At 72.5% G+C, this 22,579-nt stretch carries 20 protein-coding genes and 1 tRNA gene; 8 read left to right on the plus strand and 13 right to left on the minus strand.

Translation table 11 applies throughout. The features are described 5' to 3' along the window. Position 1 precedes the first annotated feature (1 nt). Genes TU31_RS21630 through TU31_RS21640 form a run of 3 tightly spaced genes read right to left on the minus strand, consistent with a single transcriptional unit; the run spans position 2 to position 3,226 of the window. On the minus strand, positions 2 to 1,033 hold the full coding sequence (locus tag TU31_RS21630; protein ID WP_042157190.1) for a sugar ABC transporter substrate-binding protein: 1,032 nt from the start codon (positions 1,031 to 1,033) through the stop codon (positions 2 to 4). Between the two features lie 55 nt (positions 1,034 to 1,088). Continuing rightward, entirely contained in the window at positions 1,089 to 1,886 is a 798-nt protein-coding gene (locus tag TU31_RS21635; protein ID WP_042157193.1) for an SDR family NAD(P)-dependent oxidoreductase, read from the minus strand. Then, the gene (locus tag TU31_RS21640) at positions 1,883 to 3,226 is read right to left on the minus strand and encodes an enolase C-terminal domain-like protein (RefSeq protein ID WP_042157577.1); all 1,344 of its coding nucleotides are present in this window, start codon (positions 3,224 to 3,226) and stop codon (positions 1,883 to 1,885) included. The genes TU31_RS21635 and TU31_RS21640 overlap by 4 nt, the downstream gene beginning before the upstream one ends. A 261-nt stretch (positions 3,227 to 3,487) precedes the next feature. Between TU31_RS21640 and TU31_RS21645 the strand changes: the two genes are divergently transcribed. After that, positions 3,488 to 4,606 carry a PAC2 family protein gene (locus TU31_RS21645; protein ID WP_078885891.1) on the plus strand — a complete coding sequence of 373 codons (1,119 nt, stop codon included), beginning with the start codon at positions 3,488 to 3,490 and terminating at the stop codon, positions 4,604 to 4,606. 187 nt (positions 4,607 to 4,793) lie between these two features. Here TU31_RS21645 and mshC read toward each other — a convergent pair whose 3' ends face one another. The 4 genes from mshC to TU31_RS21665 form a co-directional block, all read right to left on the minus strand. Continuing rightward, the gene (gene mshC, locus TU31_RS21650; protein ID WP_042157195.1) at positions 4,794 to 6,023 is read right to left on the minus strand and encodes a cysteine--1-D-myo-inosityl 2-amino-2-deoxy-alpha-D-glucopyranoside ligase; all 1,230 of its coding nucleotides are present in this window, start codon (positions 6,021 to 6,023) and stop codon (positions 4,794 to 4,796) included. A 126-nt stretch (positions 6,024 to 6,149) separates the two neighbouring features. Further along, entirely contained in the window at positions 6,150 to 7,034 is an 885-nt protein-coding gene (locus tag TU31_RS21655; RefSeq protein WP_042157197.1) for an SCO1664 family protein, read from the minus strand. A gap of 5 nt (positions 7,035 to 7,039) precedes the next feature. Beyond that, positions 7,040 to 7,630: a DUF3090 domain-containing protein gene (locus TU31_RS21660; protein ID WP_078885892.1), complete on the minus strand. Its 591-nt coding sequence runs from the start codon at positions 7,628 to 7,630 to the stop codon at positions 7,040 to 7,042. A 120-nt stretch (positions 7,631 to 7,750) separates the two neighbouring features. Beyond that, positions 7,751 to 8,449 carry a histidine phosphatase family protein gene (locus tag TU31_RS21665; protein WP_042157581.1) on the minus strand — a complete coding sequence of 233 codons (699 nt, stop codon included), beginning with the start codon at positions 8,447 to 8,449 and terminating at the stop codon, positions 7,751 to 7,753. Between the two features lie 136 nt (positions 8,450 to 8,585). On the opposite strand from TU31_RS21665, the gene corA reads away from it, so the two are divergent. Beyond that, entirely contained in the window at positions 8,586 to 9,572 is a 987-nt protein-coding gene (gene corA, locus TU31_RS21670; protein WP_042157582.1) for a magnesium/cobalt transporter CorA, read from the plus strand. A 33-nt stretch (positions 9,573 to 9,605) separates the two neighbouring features. Here the strand turns inward: corA and TU31_RS21675 are convergent, their stop codons facing one another. After that, positions 9,606 to 10,394 (minus strand): hypothetical protein, encoded by a 789-nt coding sequence (locus TU31_RS21675; RefSeq protein ID WP_042157201.1) that lies wholly within the window; start codon positions 10,392 to 10,394, stop codon positions 9,606 to 9,608. Positions 10,395 to 10,663: 269 nt separating this feature from the next. Continuing rightward, entirely contained in the window at positions 10,664 to 11,719 is a 1,056-nt protein-coding gene (locus tag TU31_RS21680) for an LLM class F420-dependent oxidoreductase (RefSeq protein WP_042157203.1), read from the minus strand. Between the two features lie 127 nt (positions 11,720 to 11,846). Here TU31_RS21680 and TU31_RS21685 point away from each other — a divergent pair, with 127 nt between their 5' ends. Then, positions 11,847 to 12,830, plus strand: a complete 984-nt coding sequence (locus TU31_RS21685) for an aldo/keto reductase (protein WP_042157205.1) — start codon at positions 11,847 to 11,849, stop codon at positions 12,828 to 12,830. Beyond that, positions 12,827 to 15,583, plus strand: a complete 2,757-nt coding sequence (locus tag TU31_RS21690; RefSeq protein ID WP_042157207.1) for a helix-hairpin-helix domain-containing protein — start codon at positions 12,827 to 12,829, stop codon at positions 15,581 to 15,583. The genes TU31_RS21685 and TU31_RS21690 overlap by 4 nt, the downstream gene beginning before the upstream one ends. A 142-nt stretch (positions 15,584 to 15,725) precedes the next feature. Here TU31_RS21690 and TU31_RS21695 read toward each other — a convergent pair whose 3' ends face one another. Beyond that, positions 15,726 to 16,400 (minus strand): hypothetical protein, encoded by a 675-nt coding sequence (locus tag TU31_RS21695; protein ID WP_042157209.1) that lies wholly within the window; start codon positions 16,398 to 16,400, stop codon positions 15,726 to 15,728. Between the two features lie 47 nt (positions 16,401 to 16,447). On the opposite strand from TU31_RS21695, the gene TU31_RS21700 reads away from it, so the two are divergent. Next, positions 16,448 to 16,636 carry a DUF5703 family protein gene (locus TU31_RS21700; protein WP_030416245.1) on the plus strand — a complete coding sequence of 63 codons (189 nt, stop codon included), beginning with the start codon at positions 16,448 to 16,450 and terminating at the stop codon, positions 16,634 to 16,636. An 86-nt stretch (positions 16,637 to 16,722) separates the two neighbouring features. Here the strand turns inward: TU31_RS21700 and TU31_RS21705 are convergent, their stop codons facing one another. From TU31_RS21705 to TU31_RS21715, 3 genes are all read right to left on the minus strand, one after another. Beyond that, the gene (locus TU31_RS21705) at positions 16,723 to 17,529 is read right to left on the minus strand and encodes a chaplin (RefSeq protein WP_042157214.1); all 807 of its coding nucleotides are present in this window, start codon (positions 17,527 to 17,529) and stop codon (positions 16,723 to 16,725) included. A gap of 170 nt (positions 17,530 to 17,699) precedes the next feature. Beyond that, positions 17,700 to 17,933 (minus strand): chaplin, encoded by a 234-nt coding sequence (locus tag TU31_RS21710; RefSeq protein ID WP_042157216.1) that lies wholly within the window; start codon positions 17,931 to 17,933, stop codon positions 17,700 to 17,702. Positions 17,934 to 18,074: 141 nt separating this feature from the next. Beyond that, on the minus strand, positions 18,075 to 19,400 hold the full coding sequence (locus TU31_RS21715; protein ID WP_042157218.1) for a M20/M25/M40 family metallo-hydrolase: 1,326 nt from the start codon (positions 19,398 to 19,400) through the stop codon (positions 18,075 to 18,077). Between the two features lie 316 nt (positions 19,401 to 19,716). On the opposite strand from TU31_RS21715, the gene TU31_RS21720 reads away from it, so the two are divergent. From TU31_RS21720 to TU31_RS36000, 3 genes are all read left to right on the plus strand, one after another. Beyond that, positions 19,717 to 19,801, plus strand: a tRNA-Leu gene (locus tag TU31_RS21720). Between the two features lie 152 nt (positions 19,802 to 19,953). After that, positions 19,954 to 20,895 carry a pseudouridine synthase gene (locus tag TU31_RS21725; protein WP_042157220.1) on the plus strand — a complete coding sequence of 314 codons (942 nt, stop codon included), beginning with the start codon at positions 19,954 to 19,956 and terminating at the stop codon, positions 20,893 to 20,895. A 172-nt stretch (positions 20,896 to 21,067) separates the two neighbouring features. After that, positions 21,068 to 22,567 (plus strand): caspase, EACC1-associated type, encoded by a 1,500-nt coding sequence (locus tag TU31_RS36000; RefSeq protein WP_052718995.1) that lies wholly within the window; start codon positions 21,068 to 21,070, stop codon positions 22,565 to 22,567. The last annotated feature ends 12 nt before the right edge of the window (positions 22,568 to 22,579 follow it).

Raw genomic sequence — 22,579 nt, forward strand, 5'->3', positions numbered from 1 at the left:
GCTACTTCTTCCTCGCCGGCTGATTGGCCCACAGTTTCTTGTCGTCGACGGTGTCCTTGGTGACCAGGGGCGCCGGCAACTGGTCCTCCAGACCGTTCTTGATCTTCACGATGGTGGAGCCGTGATCGGTCGGTCCCGGCCGGAAGGTCTTGCCGTCCAGGCCGGCCTTGGCGTAGTAGAGCGCGTACTTGGCGTAGAGGTCGGCGGGCTGGGAGAGGGTGGCGTCGATCGTGCCGGCCCGGATCGCGTCCAGTTCGTCCGGGATGCCGTCGTTGGAGATGATGGTGATGTGCCCCTCGGAGCCGGCCGGTTCGAGCCGCTTCTGCTGCTCCAGGAGGGCGAGCGTGGGCCGGAGGAAGGCGCCGCCGGCCTGCATATAGATGCCGTCGAGGTCCGGGTGCTGGGCGAGCAGGCTCTGGAGCTTGCCGGAGGCGACCTCACCCTTCCAGTCCGTGGCCAGCTCATGCACGGTGATCTTCGGGAACTTCTTCCTCATGCAGGAGGCGAACGCCTCGGAGCGGTCCCGCCCGTTGATCGAGCTGAGGTCGCCCTGGAGTTCGGCGACCCGGCCCGTGCCGCCCAGCTTCCTGCCGAGGTAGTCGCAGGACTTCTCGCCGTAGGCCCGGTTGTCGGCGCGTACGACCATGTAGACCTTGCCCTCGTCGGGGCGGGTGTCCACGCTCACCACCGGGATCTTCTTCTCCGCCAGCCGTTGCAGCTCGGCGGTGATGGCTCCGGTGTCCTGCGGTGCCATGACGATCGCCTTGGCGCCCTGGTCCGTCAGGGCCTGCACATTGGAGACGACCTTCGCGATGTCGTTCTGCGAGTTGGACAACGGCAGCGCGGCCGGGCCGCCGTGGTCCAGGTCCTTTTCCAGGTACTGCTGGTAGGAGTTCCAGAAGTCGGTGTCCGTACGGGGCATATCGATGCCGATCCTGCCGCCCGCGGTGTCACTGCCGCGGTTGCAGCCGGCGAGCGCGGCGATGGCAAGCACCGCGATATAGGCCGCGGCGCCGGTCGTACGCAATCTCATGGTTGATCCCTCGGTCGTGGTGTGCGGCTCCTACGGCTCTCCCCGACAGCCCGCTTCACCCATCACCCCGCAAGCGCAGCCCCTGCATCCCCCCGTCCACCGCGAGCGCCGTTCCGGTGATGCCCGAGGCGGACGGGGAGGCCAGCGAGGCGATGGCGGCGGCCACTTCACCGGCGGTGACCATCCGGCCCATCGGCTGGCGGGCGTTGAGGGCGGCGCGTTCGGCGGCCGGGTCGTCGGCCTGGTCCAGCAGGCGGCCGACCCACGGGGTGTCGGCGGTGCCCGGGTTGACGCAGTTGACGCGGATGCCGTCGCGGAGGTGGTCGGCGGCCATCGCGAGGGTCAGTGCGAGCACCGCGCCCTTGCTGGCGGCGTACAGCGCGCGCTGGGGCAGGCCCGCGGTGGCGGCGATGGAGCAGGTGTGGGTGATGGAGACCCGGCCCGCGGCGCCGGCCGCGGTGTGGCGCAGGGCCGGCAGCGCGGCGCGGGCGGTGCGCACCAGGCCCAGCACATTGACGTCCAGGACCCGGCTCCACTCCGCGTCGTCGTTGTCCTCGACGGTGCCGATGGCGCCGGTCCCGGCGTTGCCGACGAGGGTGTGCAGGGCGCCCAGCTCCCCCACCGCCTCGGCGACGGCGGCCCGTACGGCGGCGTCGGAGGTCACATCGGCGGTGACCTCGATCGCCCCGGCGGGCGCGCCGGCCGGGTCCCGGTCCAGGACGGCGACCCGCGCGCCGCGCGCCAGCAGCAGCGCGGCGGTGGCCGCCCCGATGCCGGAGCCGCCGCCGGTGACGAGGGCGGCCATCCCCTCGAAGTCGGCCGGGTGGTGACCGGTCCGCGGTCCGTCGCTCATACGGTGACCTCCTGTTCGCCGTGGGGGTGCCGCGGCCGCTGACGGGCACGCCACACGGGCCCGTCGGGAAAGCGGTGGGCGGCGAGGGACCCGGGTTTCATCCGGGCCGAGAAGCCGGGCGCGGTCGGGGCGCGGTAGCGGCCGCGGTCGATGACGACGGGGTCGCTGAAGTGGTCGTGCAGATGGTCGACGTACTCGATGACCCGGTCCTCCCAACTCCCGGACACCGCCACGTAGTCGAACATCGCCAGATGCTGCACCAGCTCGCACAGCCCCACCCCGCCCGCGTGCGGGCACACCGGTACCCCGTACTTCGCGGCCAGCAGCAGGATCGCGAGGTTCTCGTTGACCCCGGCGACCCGGGCGGCGTCGATCTGTACGAAGTCCACGGCGCCGGCCTGGAGCAGCTGCTTGAAGACCACCCGGTTGGCGACATGCTCACCGGTGGCGACCTTCACGGGCTGTCCGGAGCGCACCGCGGCGTGCCCGAGGACGTCGTCGGGGCTGGTCGGCTCCTCGATCCAGTGCGGGGTCCAGGGCGCCAGCGCGGTCATCCAGCGGACCGCCTCGGCCACGTCCCAGCGCTGGTTGGCGTCGACGGCGATCCGTACGCCGGGGCCGACCGCGTCCCTCACCAGCCGCAGCCGCCGCTTGTCGTCGTCGAGGTCGGCGCCCACTTTCAGCTTGATCTGGCCGAAACCGTCGGCCACCGCTTCCCTGGCCAGCCGCACCAGCTTGCCGTCGTCGTAGCCGAGCCAGCCGGGCGAGGTGGTGTACGCGGGGTAGCCCTCGGCCTTGAGGCGGGCGGCGCGGGCGGCGCGGCCGGGTTCGGCGGCCCGCAGGAGGGCCAGCGCCTCCTGGGGGGTCAGGGCGTCGGAGAGGTAGCGGAAGTCGACGAGGGAGACCAGTTCCTCGGGGGTCAGCGCGGCGAGGAACTCCCACACCGGCAGCCCCGCCCGGCTCGCGGCCAGGTCCCAGGCGGCGTTGACCAGCGCCCCGGCCGCCATCTGCATCACCCCCTTCTCGGGGCCGAGCCAGCGCAGCTGGGAGTCGTGGGTGAGGTCGTGGTGCAGGGCGGCGAGATCGGCGGCGGTGGCGGGGGCGCGGCGGCCGACGACGTAGGGCGCGAGCGAGCGGATCGCGGCGGCCATGACCTCGTTGCCGCGTCCGATGGTGAAGCAGAGGCCGTGGCCCCGCGGTCCGGCGTCGGTGTGCAGGACGACGTAGGCGGCGGAGTAGTCGGGGTCCGGGTTCATGGCGTCCGAGCCGTCGAGCTGCTCCGAGGTGGGGAAGCGGACGTCGTGGACCTCGAGCTCGGTGACGGTGCCGGTCCCTGCCATGCGCATGCCCCCTGGGATGTTGCGGAAGAACATCGGACCTTTGCCGGACATCCGATGTATAGACCCGCGCGTAAGACCGCGTCCAGACCCCGTACGGAAGTTGAGCCAACGACTGTCGAGACAGGTCGGATGAATCGCTACCCCTTCCTGCAAAGGGGCTACGGACCGGCACCGCGGAAGCCGTAGTCTTGGGATCGCACGTAATGGAACTGCTGCCGGCGGTCGCCCCAGGCGGCCGGACCGGTCGGAAGGAGGCGCTGGGTGATCGAGCTCGAGGGGGTACCCGAGCTGATCGACCCGGTCATGGTGGCCGCGTTCGAAGGCTGGAACGACGCCGGCGACGCCGCCTCCGCCGCGGTCGCCCATCTCGACCGGGAATGGAAGGGCGAGGTCTTCGCCGCACTGGACGCGGAGGACTACTACGACTTCCAGGTGAACCGTCCCACCGTCTTCCTGGACGGCGGGGTACGCAAGATCACCTGGCCGACGACCCGGCTCTCCGTGGTGCGTGTCGGCGACACGAACGGCAAGGGGCGCACGCGCGACCTCGTCCTGGTCCGCGGGATCGAGCCCAGCATGCGCTGGCGCTCGTTCTGCAACGAAATCCTCGGCTTCGCCCATGAGTTGGGTGTGGAGATGCTGGTCGTGCTGGGCTCGCTGCTCGGCGACACCCCGCACACCCGCCCGGTGCCGGTCAGCGGGGTCACCTCCGACGCGGACCTGGCCGCCCGGCTCGATCTGGAGGAGTCCCGCTACGAGGGCCCCACGGGCATCGTCGGCATCCTCCAGGAGGCGTGCACCCATGCCGGTGTCCCCGCGGTGAGCCTGTGGGCCGCGGTGCCGCACTACGTCTCCCAGCCGCCCAACCCGAAGGCCAGCCTCGCCCTGCTCAACCGCCTGGAGGACCTCCTCGACGTCCGCATCCCACTGGGCGAGCTGACCGAGGACGCCCGCGCCTGGCAGCTGGGCGTGGACCAACTGGCGGCCGAGGACAGCGAGGTCGCCGAATACGTCCAGTCGCTGGAGGAGGCGCGGGACACCGCGGATCTGCCGGAGGCGTCCGGCGAGGCCATCGCCCGCGAGTTCGAGCGCTATCTGCGCCGCCGCGACCCGCAGTCCGGTCCGGGCGTCGCGACCGAGGGCGGGCTGGCCGACGGCCGCGACAGTTCCTACCTCCGCGACACCACCAGCGGGCGCACCCGTCCGCCCCGCCCGGTCTCCAAGGAGCCCCGCGAGCCGAAGTCCGGCGACGAGACGGCGACGGGACCGAAGGACACGGCCAAGGGCAACGGCACGTCGGAGAGCCCGGATTCCTCGGGCGGCACGGACCCGGCCGACTCCCCGGGGCCGGAGGACGGCCCGGAGGGCAGCGGAAGCTGAGCGCCGGGGACCCACTCCCCGCTACGCCAGGGGCGCCGGACGGCCTGCGGGCCGTTGCGGCGCCCCTGGCATTTCCCCTCCCGGTCCTCCCGGGCCTCCCGAGCCGTAAGTCCCGTGGCCCGTAAGGAGAAAGGGGCGCCTCCACCGGCCGGCGGAAGCGCCCCTGAGGGTCGGATATGACGGGTCGTTACAGGGCCACGCCGAGCAGCGCGTCGACCGCGCGGGAGACGAGACCGGGGGCTCCCTCGTCGGTGCCGCCCTCCGCCTGCTGCGCGGCGGCCCAGCGGTCCACGGCCGCGAGGGCGGCCGGGGAGTCCAGGTCGTCGGCGAGCGCCGTACGGATCTCCGCCAGGAGGGCGTCGGCGGACGGGCCGTCAGGACGGGAGACGGCGGCCCGCCAGCGCGCCAGCCGCTCCTCGGCCTCCGTCAGCACCGCGTCGGTCCACTCCCAGTCGGCCCGGTAGTGGTGCGCGAGCAGCGCCAGCCGGATCGCGACCGGGTCGGTGCCGTCGCGCCGCACCGTGGAGACGAAGACGAGGTTGCCCTTGGACTTGGACATCTTCTCGCCGTTCAGGGCCACCATCCCGGCGTGCACATACGCCTTGGCGAACGGGTGCTCACCGGTGAGCGCCTGGGCGTGCGAGGCGCCCATCTCGTGGTGCGGGAAGGCGAGGTCGGAGCCGCCGCCCTGGACGTCGAAGCCCATACCGAGGTGGTCCAGGGCGATGGCGACACACTCGATGTGCCAGCCGGGCCGGCCGCGGCCCAGCGAGGCGCCGTCCCAGCTCGGCTCGCCGTCGCGGGCCGCCATCCACAGCATCGGGTCGAGCGGGTTCTTCTTGCCCTCGCGCTCCGGGTCGCCGCCGCGCTCGGCGGACAGCAGCCGCATCGCCTCGGCGTCCAGCCCGGAGACCTCGCCGAAGTGCGGGTCGGAGGCGACCGAGAAGTAGATGTCACCGTCCAGCTCGTAGGCGGCGCCGGCGTCGCGCAACCGCTCCACCAGCGGGACGATGCGGGGTATCGACTCGACGGCGCCTATGTAGTGGCGGGGCGGCAGCATCCGCAGGGCCGTCATGTCCTCGCGGAAGAGGGCGGTCTCGCGCTCGGCGAGCGCCGTCCAGTCGTCGCCGGTGGCCACGGCCCGCGCCAGCAGCGGATCGTCGACATCGGTGACGTTCTGTACGTAGTGCACCTGACGCTTCGTGTCGAGCCACACGCGCTGAACCAGGTCGAACGCGTTGTAGGTCGCCGCGTGCCCCATGTGGGTGGCGTCGTAGGGCGTGATGCCGCAGACGTAGATACGGGCGACGGGACCGGGGTCGAGGGTTACCCGTCCGCCGGTCGCGGTGTCGTGGATCCTCAGGTCGCGGCCCTGGCCAGGCAGGGCGGGGACCTCAGAAGCGGGCCATGCATGCATGCCTTGAGCGTAACCGGACGGATGTTCCGCATACGAACCGGACCGGATGTCTGGCCGGAAAGGCGGTCTTGTGTTCGACGGTCGTACGTGCAAGCGCCCTGTCGCCACGCACACATTCCCGGCGGATCAGACGGGCGGCCAGGGGATCGCGGGCCATTCGCCGCTCGGCTCCGGGTGCCGGCCGCTGTGCAGCAGCCCCGCCACCCGCGTCCGCAGCGCCTCGGTCTCGGCGTCCGTGATCAGTTCGGCCAGTCGGGCGGCGAGCGGCCGGCCGGCCTCCAGCGCCCGCTCCAGGCCCCGCAGGACCTCCAGCGCCTCGTCGGTCAGCGGCTCCCCCGCCCACCCCCACAGCAGAGTGCGCAGCTTGTCCTCGGCGTTGAACGTCACGCCGTGATCGATGGCGAAGAACTCCCCGCCGGCGCCGGGCAGCAGATGACCGCCCTTGCGGTCCCCGTTGTTGATCACCGCGTCGAGCACCGCGAGCCGCCGCAGCCGCGGATGGTCGGCGTGCACCAGCAGCGCGGTGCGGCCCTCACCTATCTGGGCGAGCCCGACGGCCTTCCAGCCGGGCCCCGGCTCCTCGTCCTCCACCAGTGCCAGCAGTTCGGGCACCTCGTCGCTGCTCTCCGGCGGATCGATCCACTCCTGGACCATGCCGGTGCCGTACGGGCCGTCCCGCAGCACCGTCGGGGGGATCAGGTCCCAGCCGCAGGCCCGGGAGACCTCGTACGCGGCGACCTCACGCTGGGCGAGCGTGCCGTCGGGGAAGTCCCACAGCGGGCGCTCACCGGCGACCGGCTTGTAGACACAGGAGGCGCTGCGGCCGTCGTACGCGACCGTGCAGTAGAGCACCGCGTTGGAGGCTTCCTGGATGCGGCCGCGGACGGTCAGCTCCCCTTCGGCGAGCAGCGCGTCCGACGGGTTCCCGGCGGGCTCGGGCGCGGCCGCCGGCGGGTCCTGCGGCTTGGCGGGACCGGGCAGCGGCGCGGCGGGCTCTGCGGCGGACTCCATGGCGCTCAGGCGTCCCGCCGGTATCCGTTCTGGCGCGGGCATACGTGTCCCTCCGGGTCGAGCGGCAGGCTGCACAGCGGGCACGGCGGGCGGCCGGCGTTGACGACCTCCAGCGCCCGCTTGGCGAACGCCCTGGCCATGGTTCCGGTGAGGCGCACCCGCAGCATCGGGGGGCCGTTCTCGTCGTCCTGGAGCAGCCGCTCCTCCGCGTCGGCGAGGTCCTCGTCGCTGTCCGCCTCCAGCTCGACCAGGGCCTGGGCCTCGACGATCATCCGCTCGTCCTCGCCGTCCCACGCGAGCGCCATCGTGCCGACCCGGAATTCCTCCTCGACCGGCGATTCCAGCGGCGCGGTGTCGGACAGCTCGGCGGGCGAGACCGCGGGTACCGGGGCGTTGCCGCCGCTGCGCCGGACGACCTCGTCCAGCAATTCGTCGATCCGCTCGGCGAGGGCGGCGACCTGAGTCTTCTCCAGGGCGACGCTGGTGGTGCGGCCGGCCGCGGTGGCCTGGAGGTAGAAGCTACGGCGGCCAGGCAGCCCGACCGTACCGGCCACGAAGCGGTCCGGCGCGTCGTAGAAGAACACCTGACGGGACAACGTCCTGCTCCGATTGCTCGACTGCGGGGTCACTGCGGTCGCTGCACGTCCTGCGGTCACTGCGCGGATCGCAGGTGCGTGGCGGGCAGCGCCGTCGCACCACCCTACTGCGCCGACTGATCACGCTGCTCCCGCACCACCGCCGACTGCCGCGTCCCGCTCGGCCGCCGGGGCACCGCCTTCCTCCCGGGGCGCGAGCGATCCGAAATCACCGGTGTCCCCGAGCCGGACGAGGTAGGGGCGCAGCCGGGTGTAGCGGATCGCGGTGACCGAACAGGGCTCGACGGAAATCCGCTGAAAGAGGTCGAGGTGCATGCCCAGGGCGTCGGCGACCAGGGACTTGATGATGTCGCCGTGCGAGCACATGGCGTAGGTCGCCTCGGGGCCGTGCGCCTCCTCGATCCGGGCGTTCCAGTCCCGTACCGCGTCCACCGCGCGGGCCTGCATCGCGCGCATCGACTCTCCGCCGGGGAAGGCGGCCGCGGAGGGGTGCTGCTGGACGATCTCCATCAGCGGCTCGTCGCTCAGTTCGGCGAGTTTGCGGCCCGACCACTCGCCGTAGTCGCATTCGCTGATCCGGTCGTCGAGGTGCAGCGTGAGCCACGGCCGGGCGTCCAGCAGGGGCGCCAGGGTCTCCCGGCAGCGCTGGAGCGGGCTGGAGACGACGGCGGTCAGCGGCACCTGCGCCAGCCGCGCGGGCAGCTCGGCGGACTGGGCCGCGCCGCGCTCGTCGAGCGCGACTCCGGGCGCCCGCCCGGCGAGCACCCCGGCGGTATTGGCGGTGGAGCGGCCGTGCCGCACCAGGATCAGCGTGGGCATGACCGCCACCCTACGTTCCCCGTACGCCTTCCCGGCAGGTGGCCGGGCGTCTTCCCGGCGAGTGGCCGGGCGTCTTCCCGGCGAGTGGCCGGGCGTCTTCCTGGCAGGCGGCCGGGCAACGCGCGAGAATGCCGGTGTGATCGTCGACAGCGCCATCTACCGGGAGGGCCGTCGCACCGAGTGCACGACCGACTTCTCGCACGCCCTGGAAGAGGCCCGGGCCGAGGGGCACTCCTTCCTGTGGCTGGGGATGTACGAGCCGACGGAGGAGGAGTTCGCGCGCGTCCGGTCGGAATTCGCGCTGCACCCGCTGGCCGTCGAGGACGCGCTCAAGGCGCATCAGCGCCCCAAGCTGGAGGTCTACGACGACTCACTGTTCATGGTGCTGAAACCGGTCACCTACGACGACCAGGCGGACACGGTGACCGCGTCCGAGCTGATGGTGTTCGTGGGCGACGCGTTCGTCGTCACCGTCCGGCACGGTGAGGCCAGTCCGCTGGCGGCGGTGCGGCACCGGCTGGAGGAGCATCCGGAGATCCTGCGGCACGGCCCGGGGGCGGTGCTGTACGCGGTCAGTGACGCGGTGGTGGACCACTACATCGAGGTGGCCGCCGAACTCCAGCTGGATCTGGAGGAGTTGGAGGCGGAGGTGTTCGCTCCGGTGCGCGGCCGGGACACCCGGAACACCGCCGCCGAAATCTATGCGTTCAAGCGCGAGGTGCTCGAATTCCGCCGGGCGACCGGCCCGTTGGCGGAGCCGATGGCCCGGCTCCAGAACCCCGGGGTGCCATTCGTGCACGCGCACGCCCGGCCGTTCTTCCGCGATGTCGACGACCATCTCACCCGCGCCAACGAGTCGGTGGAGGGCCTGGACCGGCTGTTGTCGGACATTCTCTCCGCCCACCTCGCACAGATGGGCGTACGGCAGAACGACGACATGCGCAAGATCTCGGCCTGGGCGGCGCTGGCGGCCGTCCCCACCCTGATCGCGGGCGTCTACGGCATGAACTTCGACACCATGCCGGAGCTGAAGTGGGATCTGGGGTACCCGGTGATCCTGGGAGTGATGATCATCATCGAGGTGTCGCTGTACCGGCTGTTCAAGCGCCGCGGCTGGCTCTGACGCCGGGTTCCGCGGGCCGTGGGGCCGGTCCGTTCAGGCGAATTCCGGTGCGGAGGTGGCCGGTCCGCCCAGCGCGTTCCGCCGCTCGGGCATCCGGAGGCTGACCATCCGTCGCCAGCCGGCCAGCCGCTCATAGCCGTACACCGCGCGGATCCCGGCGGCGAGCGCGGCGGACTTCGCCGTCGGCCACTCCAGGATGCGGCCCATATGGGCCATCACCGCCAGACTGACCTCCCGGTAGACGACGATCTCGGCATGCGCGCACTCCCGCAGGGTCCGCTGGATGAAACGGCCGTGCCCGGCGCGGGCCAGCCGCAGCAGCTCCTCATGGCAGTACGCGAGGTGGTTGTCCTCGTCGTGGGAGATCATCCGGACCGCTTTGCCCAGCTCGGGGTGGTCGCCGAAGTGCTTGGTGAGCAGCACCATCTGGTCGGCGGCGCGCTGTTCGGTGACCCGGCTGTGGGAGAGGTAGACGACGATGTCGCGCTCGGTGAGCGGCTGGTCGCGGCGCAGCTTGTCGTGCGTCAGGCCGATGCCCCGCCGCTCCAGCAGCGCGGTGTAGTCGGTCTCCACGGGGACGTCGGTCGGCGTCAGTCCGCGCCTGCGCATCAGGGCCTGGAAGATCCGGCCGTGCTTGTCCTCGTCGGCACCGTGCCGGGTGACCTTGGGCGCCAGCTCCCGCATGGACGCGGGGAGCAGCGCGGCGATCCGGCCGTTCTCCCAGCCGCCCTGCGCCTCGCCGCTGGCCGCGATGGAACAGAACAAGCGGAAGGAGTCGTCGTTGTCGACGATCTCCTGGAACAGGCTTCGCGCCGAGAGCATCTTTGCCACCTCCGAACGGACACACCCGTAAAGGAAGAGTCAATTGGGGTGCTCCCCGGGCGGCAACCGGAGCGGCGGCCCGTTCGGCCGTTCGGGCGAGAGGTGTCCCCGTCGTGGGCGTAACCAGCGTGCCCGTGGCCGCGTTGTGCTGCTGACGGCCGTGGTGGGGAAGACCCCCGAGCCCCCACCACGGCCGCGGGGCCTCGCCGGCCCGGCGCTCCGGGCGCCGGGCCGGGTGCGGGGCCAAGGGGCCCGGCGCCGCGGTGGGGTTACGCCAGCCCGGCGCGCTCCAGGGCCTCGGTACCGGCCCGCAGCGACGCCAGCCGGTCCTCCAGGGAGAAGCCCGCCGGGGCGAGCGTCAGAGTGGTCACGCCGGCCGCCGCGTAGGCCTGCATCCGGTCGGCGATCCGCTCGACGGAGCCGAGCAGCGTGGTCTGGTCGATCAGCCGCTCCGGGATCGCGGCGGCGGCGCCTTCCTTGTCGCCGGACAGGTACTTCTCCTGGATCTCGGTGGCTTCCTTCCCGTACCCCATGCGCTGAGCGAGCTGGTTGTAGAAGTTCTGCTTGGGGCTGCCCATACCGCCGACGTAGAGCGCGGTGTACGGGCGGAACATGTCGGCCAGCGCGCTGACGTCCTTGTCCGCGCCGACGGCCAGCGGCAGCGTCGGGCAGACGTCGAAGCCGTCCAGCGTCTTGCCCGCCTTCTCGCGGCCGGCCCGGAGGTGCGCGATCGCGGTCTCCTCCAGGTGGTCGGCCGAGGGGAAGATCAGCAGCGCGCCGTCGGCGATCTCACCGGTCTGCTGGAGGTTCTTGGGGCCGATCGCGGCGATGTAGAGCGGGATGTACTCGCGCTGCGGGTGCACCGTGAGCTTCAGCGGCTTGCCCGGACCGCCCGGCAGCGGCAGCGTCCAGTGCTCGCCCTCGTAGGACAGCCGCTCGCGCGACATCGCCTTACGGACGATGTCCACGTACTCGCGGGTGCGGGCCAGCGGCTTGTCGAACTTGACGCCGTACCAGCCCTCGGAGACCTGCGGCCCCGAGACGCCGAGGCCCAGGCGGAACCGGCCCCCGGAGAGGGAGTCCAGGGTCGCGGCCGTCATCGCGGTCATCGCGGGCGTACGCGCCGGGATCTGGAAGATCGCCGAACCGATGTCGATCCGCTCGGTCTGCGCCGCGACCCAGGAGAGCACGGTGGCGGCGTCGGAGCCATAGGCCTCCGCCGCCCAGCAGACGGAGTAGCCGAGGCGATCGGCCTCCTGCGCCACCGCGAGATTGTCGGAGTCCATCCCGGCGCCCCAGTAGCCGAGGTTGATGCCAAGCCTCATGCCGCTCCCCTTACCCATCAGTAACGTCGCTGTTGCGGGGACTGTAGCCGCCGGCCGCGCCGGCTGTCATCGGCGGGTTGTCCACAGGTCCCCTGATGCCGGCTTCCGCCCAGTAATCTCAAGGCCCATGGAGCAAAGGCACCTCGGCCGTACGGGCCTGCGCGTGACCCGGCTCGGGCTCGGCACCCTGAACTGGGCGCGTGACACGGACGAGCAGGAAGCCGCCGACCAGCTCAAGGCGTTCTGGGAGGCCGGCGGAAGCCTCGTGGACACCGCCGACATCTACGCCGACGGCGGCGCCGAATACCTCCTCGGCCGGCTGACGGAAGAGCTCGTTCCGCGCGAGGACCTGGTGATCGCCACCAAGGCGGGCAGCGTCCTGGAGGCGGACCGCCGGGTCGACGGCTCCCGGCGCCATCTCCTCGCCGCCCTGGACGCCTCCCTGGAGCGGCTGGGCACCGACTACGTCGACCTGTGGCAGTTGCACGCCTTCGATCCGCACACCCCGCTGGAGGAGACACTCCAGGCCCTCGACCTCGCCGTCACCAGCGGCCGGGCGCGCTATGTGGGGCTGGCGAACTTCTCCGGCTGGCAACTCGCCCGGGCCGGCACCTGGCAGCTCGCGGCGCCCGGTGTACGCAACCGTCTCGCGAGCGCACAGATGGAGTACTCCCTCCTTCAGCGCGGCATCGAGCGGGAGGTGCTGCCCGCGGCCCTCGACCTCGGTATCGGCCTGCTGCCGTCGTCGCCGCTCGGCCGGGGGGTGCTGACGGGCAAGTACCGCCATGGGACACCGGCGGACTCCCGTGGTGCCTCGGAGCATCTGGCGGCGTTCGTCGCGCCCTATCTCGACGAGACGGCGAGCCGGGTCGTCGAAGCGGTCACCACCGCCGCCGACGGACTGGCCGTCACCCCGCTCCAGGTCGCGCTCTCCTGGGTCCGCGACCGCCCCGGCGTGACCGCGCCGATCCTGGGCGCCCGCACAGCGCAGCAGCTCAGAGCCGCATTGTCAGTGGAGACCCTTAGTCTTCCTGACGAGATCCGCCAGGCGCTGGACGATGTTTCGGCGCCGGTGCACCACTACCCCGATCACGACTGGAGCACGCTGTGAGCACCGACCGCCTCGCCGGCGAAACCCCGCCCGGGCAGGAGGCCGCACCCGGCACCGCGGAGGCCCGGACGCCCGATGAGGCGGCGGGGCCGGGAGACGCGGCGGCGCCGGAGGGTGCGGCGGCGCCCGGCGAGGAGGCGACGGGACGCGAGGAGGGCACCGAGGCGGCCGGGGCGGAGGCTTCCGGGGCGGAGGCTGGTGTTGCGGCGGCCGGCGCGGAGACCGGCGTGCCGTCTGCTGCGGCAGAGTCCGCCGCTCCGGCCTCCGGTGCGGAGACCGGAGCGCCCGCATCCGGGGTCGAGACCGCGGACCCCGGTGCGGCAAACGGAAGCCCTGCCTCCAGCCCGGAAACCGGCACGCCGTCTGCCGGCGCGGAGTCCGCAGCCCCGGTATCCGGAGCCGAGGCTGCGGCCCCCGGTGCGGCAAAGGGGACTCCGTCTTCCGGCTCGGCCAAGGCGACCGCCGACGCACTGGCGGCGGCCGTGCGGGCCGTGGAGAGCGGCGAGCGCTCGGCCGCTTCGTTCTTCAATGACGCCCCCCGCCCCGCCAGGCCGGCCGCACCCGCCGCCCAGCCGGCCAAGGCCGCGCCGCAGGGCGGGCAGCAGGGCGGACCCACGGGCCCGGGGCCGGAGGTGACCCGGCAGCGCACCGCGCAGGAGACCGGCGGACCGGCCCGTCCGGACGGGCCGGAAGGCGGTGCCACGGGCCCGGCCGCCGCAGCCGCACCGGCAGCCACCGGCCCCGCCCCCACTCCCCGACCCGCGGTGCGGGCCCTCCCCGGGGTCGAGGGCGTACGGCAGGTGCTCGCGGCGGGCGGTGCCCCCGAGACGCTGGCCGAGCAGACCGCGGAGGTCCTGGGTGAGCGGGCCGCCGAGGCGCTGAGCGAGGACCCCTGGCTGCTGCTCCAGGTGCCCGGGGTCCGCCCCGAGCAGGCCGACGGTTTCGCGCGGGCGCTGCTCGGCCCCGCCTGTGGGCCGGGCGACGAACGGCGCGCACAGGCGCTGGTCGGCTGGCTGCTGGAACAGGCCGCGCTCGCGGGCCACTCCGCCCTGGAGGCCGCCGCCCTGCGCGCGGCCCTCGCCCAGCGCTCGGTGCCCGACCCTGATGACGCCCTTCAGGCGGCCATCGCGGACGGAGCGGTGCTGGTCTTCCAGGACGCGATCGGCGAGCCGGGCGGCCGGGCACGTCCGGCCACAGGTGACGAGGAGGAGGAACAGCCGGTCCGGATCCTGCTCGGCCTGGACCGGTTCGCGATGGCCGAGGAGAGCGTCGCCGACGGTCTGGCACGGCTGCTCAACACCTTTGAAGCGGTGGCGGAGCCGACCCGGGACACGGCGCCGGAGGAGGCCGACGGTGCCACGGCCGACGGGCCCACGGCGGACGAGACCACGGCCGACGGAGACGCGCAGGTCACCGACGGGGACACACTCGGAGAGAGCGCCCCCACCACGGCCCCCGCCACCGATACCCCCACCGACCACGACACGGCCCCCCACCCCGCCCGGCCCTCCGCCGCCGCCTGGGAGGCGGTGGCGGCTGCCGCGCCCTCGCCGTCGGCCGCCGAGCTCATCCGTGCCGCCGCGCACAGCGGCCTGGTGGCCCACACGGGTGCGGAGGCGGCCCGTGCCGAGCCGGCCGCACTGATCGCCGCGGCCCGCTCGCTGGGTCTGCGGGCCTTCGGCGCCACCCACACCGAGAACGGCCGCCGCCGCCTGGCCGCGCACCTCACCGGGAGCGCGCCCGACGCCACGGCCACCGGCTCCCCGGACCCCGCCACGGCAGCGGTGACCGTCTCCGGCCTGCTGTCCGGCCGAGAGGGGCCGGGACGGGACGCGGACGGCGCCCTCGCGCTCGATCTGCTGGTCGTGCTGGACGCCCCGCAGCTGGATCTGGAGACCGCCGCACTGCTCGTCGAGTCGCTGACCGACGGGACCCGGCTGGTGCTCAGCGGCGATCCGGGCGTGCTGTGGTCCGCCGGTCCCGGCCGGCTGTTCGCCGATCTGCTCGCGGCCCGTTTCTGTCCGCAGGTCGCCTCCCGTACCCCGGACTTCGGCCCGATCGGCGAGCTGGTGTCGGGCATCGGCATCGGCGAGCTGAGCCAGGTCGAGGCGCCCGGCAAGGAGGTGGTGATCGTCCCGGTGCGGGATGCCGGCGAGGCGGTGCACCGCACGGTCCAGCTGGTCGCCGACTCCGTGCCCCGGGCCTTCGGTGTCCCCGCGGACCACACCCAGGTCATCACGGTCGGCCACGGCGGCGCGGCCGGCACCCGCGCGCTCAACGCCGCCCTCAAGGAGCGGCTCAACCCCGGCCCCGGCCGGTTCGGCGGCTTCGACCCCGGCGACCGCGTGGCCTACGCCCCGGCTCCCGGCCGTACGGTGCCCGGCACGGTCACCGGTGCGGACGCGGCCGGGCTGCATCTCGACTGCGACGGCTCCGCGGTCGTGGTGGCGCGCGAGCAGGTCGGCACGGGGGCCGTACGGCACGGCTGGGCACTCACCGCCCATCAGGCGGCCGGCGCGCGCTGGCCCGCCGCGGTGGTCGTACTTCCCGGGGACGCGACCGGGGGGCTGACCCGCTCCTGGGTCTACACCGCCTTCAGCCGCGGTGAGCGGCATCTGTCGGTCGTCCAGGGCGCGGACCAGGCGCTGGCCCGCGCGGTCGCCGAGGTGCCCGTGAAGGAGCGCACGACCCGGCTGCGCAGCCTGCTCCAGCAGAGCGCGCAGAGCGGCGAGGAGCCGACGGCAGCCGACTGAGCCCGGGGGCTTCGGAGCCCTTCACTCAGCCCCTGTACGCCGCTGCCCCGGCCCGTCGCAGAACAAGCGGACGGGCCGGGGCAGCGGCGTCTACGGACCAGCGGGCGGCGCCGGTGCGGCACAAGGCCGCCCGGCGCCTCCCTCACCGTTCGCTGTCGAGCGGCTCCACCAGGTCGTCATCGCCCAGTTCCTCGTCGAAGACGGCGCTGACGTCGAAGCGGCACACCACCCGCTGGGGATCCGCCTGGTCGAACGGGGCGGACAGCCACTCCCCCGGCTCGGCCGGGTCGTCGGCGGCCGCCACCCACAGGGTGGAGTCGCCCTCCTCCAGGCCGAACTCCTTGTGCCGGGAGGCGATCTCATCCGGTTCGAACTCCCCGAAGAGCACACCGAGCGCCGCATGCACGCTGGTGCCGACGACCGCGGCGGCATCGGCGGCGCTGCCGGCCGCCTCGTCGGCGGCGTCCGGATCAAGATCGGCGATGCGCTGTGCCTGATGCAGCAGTCGCTGCGGGGCGGCGACGGTGTAGTCCCGGCGGATCAGCACGCTCAGCGCGCTCGGCTCTTCCGGGCCCGCGTATGCGGGCAGCGCCTCGTTTCCGGGGATCTCGAAGGGGGTGACCTCGTCGTAGGTGTCGTAGAGCAGCTCGTCATAGACCTCAGCAGCCGCGGCGAGCTCGTCGAACGCGGCATACACGGCCGGATCGTCCTGCCCCGAGCGGCGTTCGACCGCGTCGAGGTGACGGTCCAGTGCGGCTTTGACCGCCTCGGCGGCGGCACGTACCTCGGCGGCGGAAGGCTGCGCAGCATCAGACATAGTGCAGACGCTATCCGTACCGGGGCCGGTCCCGCACAATAGATGCGATGCCGGAATACGAATTCTGCGATGTGTATGTGCCCCGGGGAGTCTCCCGGAAGGCCACCACACGCCTGCTGACGGACCATGCCGAGTACGGACACTGGGAGTTGGACCGACTGCGTCTGAACCCCGACGGGAGCCGTAAGGTACGGCTGCGCCGCCGGATCATCCGCCAGCTCCGCGCGACGTGGTGAGCGCCACCGGGGGCTGAGCACAGCAGAGCGGGCCCCGTCGAGACGGGGCCCGCTCAGTGAGCTGCCGGTGGGCTAGCTGCTGCTGGTCACCGGCGGGCGGCGCGCGTCTTGCGGTAGAGCAGGACGCCACCGAGCAGCATTCCGGCGCTGGCCGGAACCGCGTAGCCGATCGACCCCGCACCGGTCTGGGCGAGGTGCCCGACGGGCTTGGCGGGCGTCGCCTGCTGGCTGTGCCCCCCGGTCTGCGGCTTCGTCCCCGGCTTGTGCGGGGTCTGCTGGCTCGGGTTACCCGGCTGGTGGGGCTTGCCCGGGTGGTGCGGCGTGCTCGGGTGGTGCGGCTTACCCGGCTCGTGCGGCTTACCCGGCTCATGCGGCTTGCCCGGGTGATGGGGCTTGCCGGGGTGGTGCGGGTTACCGGGGTGGTGCGGCCTGTCCGGGGTCGTCGAGGACCCATTGGCGCAGTGGTTGCCGAAGGCGGGGTTCAGCAGCCCGCCTCCCGAGACATGGTTGCCACAGGCGTTGACCGGTACGTCGACCGGAGCCTGGACATTGTTGCCCGACACGACCCCCGGCGAGTTCGCGGTGGTACCGGCGGCGCCGGCCCCCGTGTGCCCGCCCTGGTGGTGGTTCCCACCGTGGTGCCTGCCACCGCCGTCGTTGGCGCAGCGGTTGCCGAACGCGGGGTTCAGCAGCCCGACCACATTGACGGTGTTACCGCAGGCGTTCACCGGCACATGGACCGGTACCTGAACGTTGTTGCCGGATCCCACGCCCGGCGAATTCGCCGCCCCTCCGGCGGCTCCCGCGTCGGCCTGTGCGTAGCCGGCGGCCATGGCGAGTACGCCACTGGCGGCGGCCGCGGTGATCAGGCCCTTTCGTGCGACCTGTCTCATAGGTTGTTCCCCTGCCTAGTGCCTTACAGGAATACGGACGAGTGGCGGTCTTCGGAAAAGACCGCCCCGCCCGCCGAAATACTCAGCGGCTCCGGATTGCGCGGCACGCCTCCGAAGACCCGAGTCAGCCCCTTACGGGTGTAAATACAACGCCAAAGGACGTCAGAAGGTCACTTGTTGACGCAGCCGGCGCCAAAGTCGGAGTTCAACAGCCCGACCACGGAGATCGTGTTGTCGCAGACGTTCACCGGGACCTGGACCGGCACCTGAATGGTGTTGCCGGACACCACACCCGGAGAGTTCAGGGCCGCACCCTGGGCACCCGAGTCGGCAACGGCCAGGCCGGCACCGGCGATTACGACACCACCGGCGACTGCCGCAGCTGCGACGACCTTCTTGATCATTAGTCCTCCTTGTAGGCAATACGATCCCAGCCGCGGACCGCACTGACTGCAACGAGGAAAAGCCGTTGAAGCTACGAACACATCGGTGCGTTCACTCTTTCCAGCGACGCCGGCGCGAAAGGCAGGAAAATCGCGCCGAATTCAGCTCTGTTCGATGAACCGGTCGAGCACCCGCACTCCGAACTTCAGCCCGTCCACCGGCACTCGCTCGTCCACACCGTGGAACATCCCCGCGAAGTCCAGTTCCGGCGGCAGCTTCAGCGGGGCGAAGCCGAACCCGCGGATCCCGAGATCGTCGAAGGACTTGGCGTCCGTCCCCGCGGAGAGCATGTACGGCACCGCACGCGCGATCGGGTCCTCGGCCTGGAGCGCCGACTGCATCGCCTGTACCAGCGCACCGTCGAAGGTGGTCTCCAGCGCCTTGTCCGCGTGCACGTCCTCGCGCCTGACGCGCGGGCCCAGGAGCCGGTCCACGTCGGCCAGGAACTCCTCCTCGTAGCCCGGCAGGAACCGGCCGTCGACATGCGCGGTGGCCTGTCCCGGGATGACATTGACCTTGTAACCGGCGCCCAGCTGCGTGGGGTTGGCGGTGTTCTTGAGCGAGGCGCCGATCAGCTTGGCGATGCCGCCGAGCTTCGCCAGCGTGGCGTCCATGTCTTCCGGGTCGAGCTCGGTGCCCAGCGCGTCGCCGAGCTGATCGAGGAAGGACCGCAGGGTCTTCGTCACCCGCACCGGGAACTCGTGCCGGCCCAACCGTCCTACGGCTTCGGACAGTTCGGTGATGGCATTGTCCTTGTGGATCATCGAACCGTGTCCGGCGCTGCCGTCCACGGTCAGCTTCATCCAGTGCATGCCCTTCTGGGCCGTCTCGATGAGGTACAGCCGCACCTGCTCGTTGACGGTGAAGGAGAAGCCGCCGACCTCGCTGATCGCCTCCGTGACGCCCTCGAAGAGGTGCGGATGGTGGTCGACGAGGTAGCGCGCGCCGTAGGTGCCGCCCGCTTCCTCGTCCGCGAGGAAGGCCAGCACGATGTCGCGCGGCGGCTTGCGGCCGGTGCGCAGCCGGTCCCGGACGACGGCCAGCGTCATCGCGTCCATGTCCTTCATGTCGACCGCGCCACGGCCCCAGACGCATCCGTCGGCGATCTCGCCGGAGAAGGGGTGGTGGGTCCAGTCGTCGGCGTTGGCCGGGACGACGTCGGTGTGGCCGTGGATCAGCAGTGCGGGCCGCGAGCGGTCCTCGCCCTCGATCCGGGCGACGGTCGAGGCGCGGCCCTTGTGGGACTCGAAGATCTGTGGCTCCAGGCCGACCTCGGCGAGCTTCTCCGCGACGTACTCGGCGGCGGCCCGCTCGCCCGGCCCCGAGTGGTCGCCGTAGTTGCTGGTGTCGATCCTGATCAGATCCCGGCACAGGTCGACGACCTCGTCCTCACCGGTGACCCCACGGGCCGGCTGCGACGCACTCATGCCGAAACCTCGCTTCGCCCGGCCCCGCACTCGCGCGGCGCGCACCTCTCCATGGATCGCTCGCGCAGCTCGCTGAGCTCCCTCACAGTGCCTCCTCTGGCTTCACGGCCGCATCGCGCGCCCTGAGGAGCGCGGCCCGCGGCGGGTCCACTGCCATCCTCCACCCGTCGCCCGCTGGGCCCAAGGCCGCAATACTCCCGACATGCCCTGGTCACAGGCCCACATCCGGCCACCTGTGCGGGTGATCGACCACCCTCGAAGGTTTGCTATTGTTTTCCACGTCGGAACGGCCCAGGGCCGCAACGGCAGACACCTTGTCCGGGTGGCGGAATGGCAGACGCGCTAGCTTGAGGTGCTAGTGCCCTTTATCGGGCGTGGGGGTTCAAGTCCCCCCTCGGACACTCGCAGGATCAATGCCCGCACCGGCTTCGGCCGGGGCGGGCATTGATCGTTTCCACCTCCTGGGCGCGCGTGCGCCGCTCACACCGGGTCGGTGGCCGGTCGCCGCCCGTACCGACTTGAGACACCGGCCGGGCCGGTGTTCTCTTGCCGGGTGAGACGCAGATCCCCGGTTCCTCCGGCCCCTCTCCCCCAGCGTGACGGGATCGACCCCGTACGGGTGCGGCTGCCCGCCGACCCGGACGGGGTGTGGGGCACCGTCCGGGACCATCTCGTCGACCGGTTCCAGGGGGCGATCGGGGCCGGGCGGGTGGACGCCATGCTGGGTACGGGGCGGTTCGTCGGGGTGGACGGGGTGCTGAGCGGGGGCGAGGCGTATACGGCCGGACGGTATGTGTGGTTCCACCGGGACTTCGCGCCGGAGGTGCCGGTGCCGTTCGAGGTGGGGATCGTCCACCGGGACGAGCGGATCGTGATCGCCGACAAACCGCACTTTCTGGCCACCACGCCGCGCGGGCGGCACATCACCGAGACCGCGCTGGCGCGGCTGCGGCGGGATCTCGGGCTGCCCGCGCTTCAGCCCGCGCACCGGCTGGACCGGCTGACGGCGGGGCTGGCGCTGTTCGTCGTGCGGCCCGAGGACCGGGGCGCGTACCAGAACCTGTTCGGCGAGCGGCGGGTGCGCAAGGAGTACGAGGCGGTGGCGCCGTACGACGGGGCGGTGGCTCTGCCTGTGACCGTGCGCAGCCGGATCGTGAAGGAACGCGGGGTGATGGCCGCGCGCGAGGAGGCCGGTGCGCCGAACGCGGAGAGCCGGATCGAGCTGGTGGAGCGGCGGGACGGGCTCGGGCGGTACCGGCTGCTGCCCGCGACCGGCCGTACCCATCAGCTGCGGGTCCACATGAACGGCCTCGGGCTGCCGATCCGCCATGACCCGGTCTATCCGGTCGTCACGGACCCGGCCCCGGACGACTTCGGCGCGCCGCTCCAACTGCTCGCCAAGGTCCTGGAGTTCACCGATCCGGTGGACGGCCGGGTACGGCGGTACGAGAGCCGGCTGCGGCTGGCGGAGTGGGCGGACGGCCCGATCGCCTGATCCCGGGACCTGGGTGCGGGGCGCCGCTTATGCTGACCGCTCTGACGGGGTTCACGGACGGCGGCGGGGGCGGCGGTGCGCGTACGGATCGAGGCCGGGCGGGGCTCGGAGGCCGGGGGCGGCGGTAGTCGCGTGGCGCCGGTGGGCCGGGCCGGGCGGCGGGAGTAGTGCGGTGGCGGGGGCGCTGTCCGATCCGTCCCGCTCATGCGCCGTCCTGATCGGCACCCATGCCTATACGGAGCTGGACGATATTCCGGCGGTGGCGCGCAACGTCAGCCGGCTGCGGGAACTGTGCCGTGATCCGGCGGTCTGGGGGCTGGCCGACGAGCGGTGCCGGGTGCTGCGGCAGGCGTCGCGGAAGGCGATCCTGAGGACGGTGGAGAACGCCACCGCCGAGGCGACCGACACCGTGGTGGTGTATTACGCGGGGCACGGTCTGGTCGATCCGCGTTCGGGCGAGCTCCATCTCGCGCTGCCCCGGTCGCAGCCGGGCCCGTCGTACACGGCGCTGCGTTACGAGGATCTGCGGTCGGTCCTGCTCCACCCGTCGGGCGGACGGCCCACCGCCCCGCGGAAAGTGGTGATCCTGGACTGCTGCTGGAGCGGGCTGGCGCTGGACGGCCTGATGCAGGCCCCGGATGTCGCGCCCGCGGTGGCCGTCGAGGGGGCGTGTGTGCTCACCGCCACCGCCGCGACACGGCAGGCGCTGGCCCCGCCGGGAGAGACGTACACCGCGTTCACCGGGGAGCTGATCCGGCTCGTGGCGGGCGGGGTGCCGGGGCGGCCCGCCCTGCTGAGCATGGCGACGCTGTTCACGGAGCTGACGGCGGCGCTCACCGCGAAGTCCCGGCCGCTGCCCCAGCAGAGCACCCGCCAGACCGCCGGGGAGATCTGCCTGTTCCGCAACCGCGCCGGGGAGACGGTCGCACGGCCCGCGGCCGAGGAGGCGCCGCCGCGGGTTCCGGCGGGTGCGACGGCCGGGGGGACCGCTCCGTCGGGCGGTCGTGCGGTGTCCCCGGCGCGGGTGCGGGTGCCGTTCGACGGGCCGGAGCCCGACCTGCCACAGCTGGTCCCGGTGGCGCTCACGGAGACGCGGACGGTGTGGCTGGGCCGGTACCCGGTGACCCATGCGCAGTTCGGCGCCTTCCTCCGCGATCCGGCGAACGCGCGCTGGCACCCGGCGGCCGCGCGGGCGGCGGGCACGGACGTGGACGACAACTACCTGGCGGGCTGGAGCGGTGCGGACTTTCCGGCCGGGCGCGCGGATCACCCGGTGGTCGCGGTGAGCGCCCCCGCGGCCCGTGCGTATCTGGCCTGGGCGGGCCGCCTGCTGGGCGTACCGCTGCGGCTGCCGACCGCGGCGGAGTGGGAGCGGGCGGCGCGGGCCGGACGGAGCGGCGAGTGGTGGCGTGCGGAGATCGCGGCGGGCCGGGTGAACTTCCTGCGCAGCCATGGCGCGTTGACCCCGGTCGGGGAATTCCCACCGAACCCGTACAACATCGGCGATCTGCTCGGTAACGTCTGGGACATCTGCGTGGACGACACGGGGGCGCCGGTGTTGCGCGGCGGGGCCTATGACACCCCCGCGGCTCGGCTGCGGGAGCACATGTCGCCACGGTCACCGGCCGAGTGCCGCGGGAACGTCGGATTCCGGTGTGCCGGCGACATGTGACGACGAGAGGAG

This window comes from Streptomyces lydicamycinicus, assembly GCF_000829715.2.
Classification (GTDB): domain Bacteria; phylum Actinomycetota; class Actinomycetes; order Streptomycetales; family Streptomycetaceae; genus Streptomyces; species Streptomyces lydicamycinicus.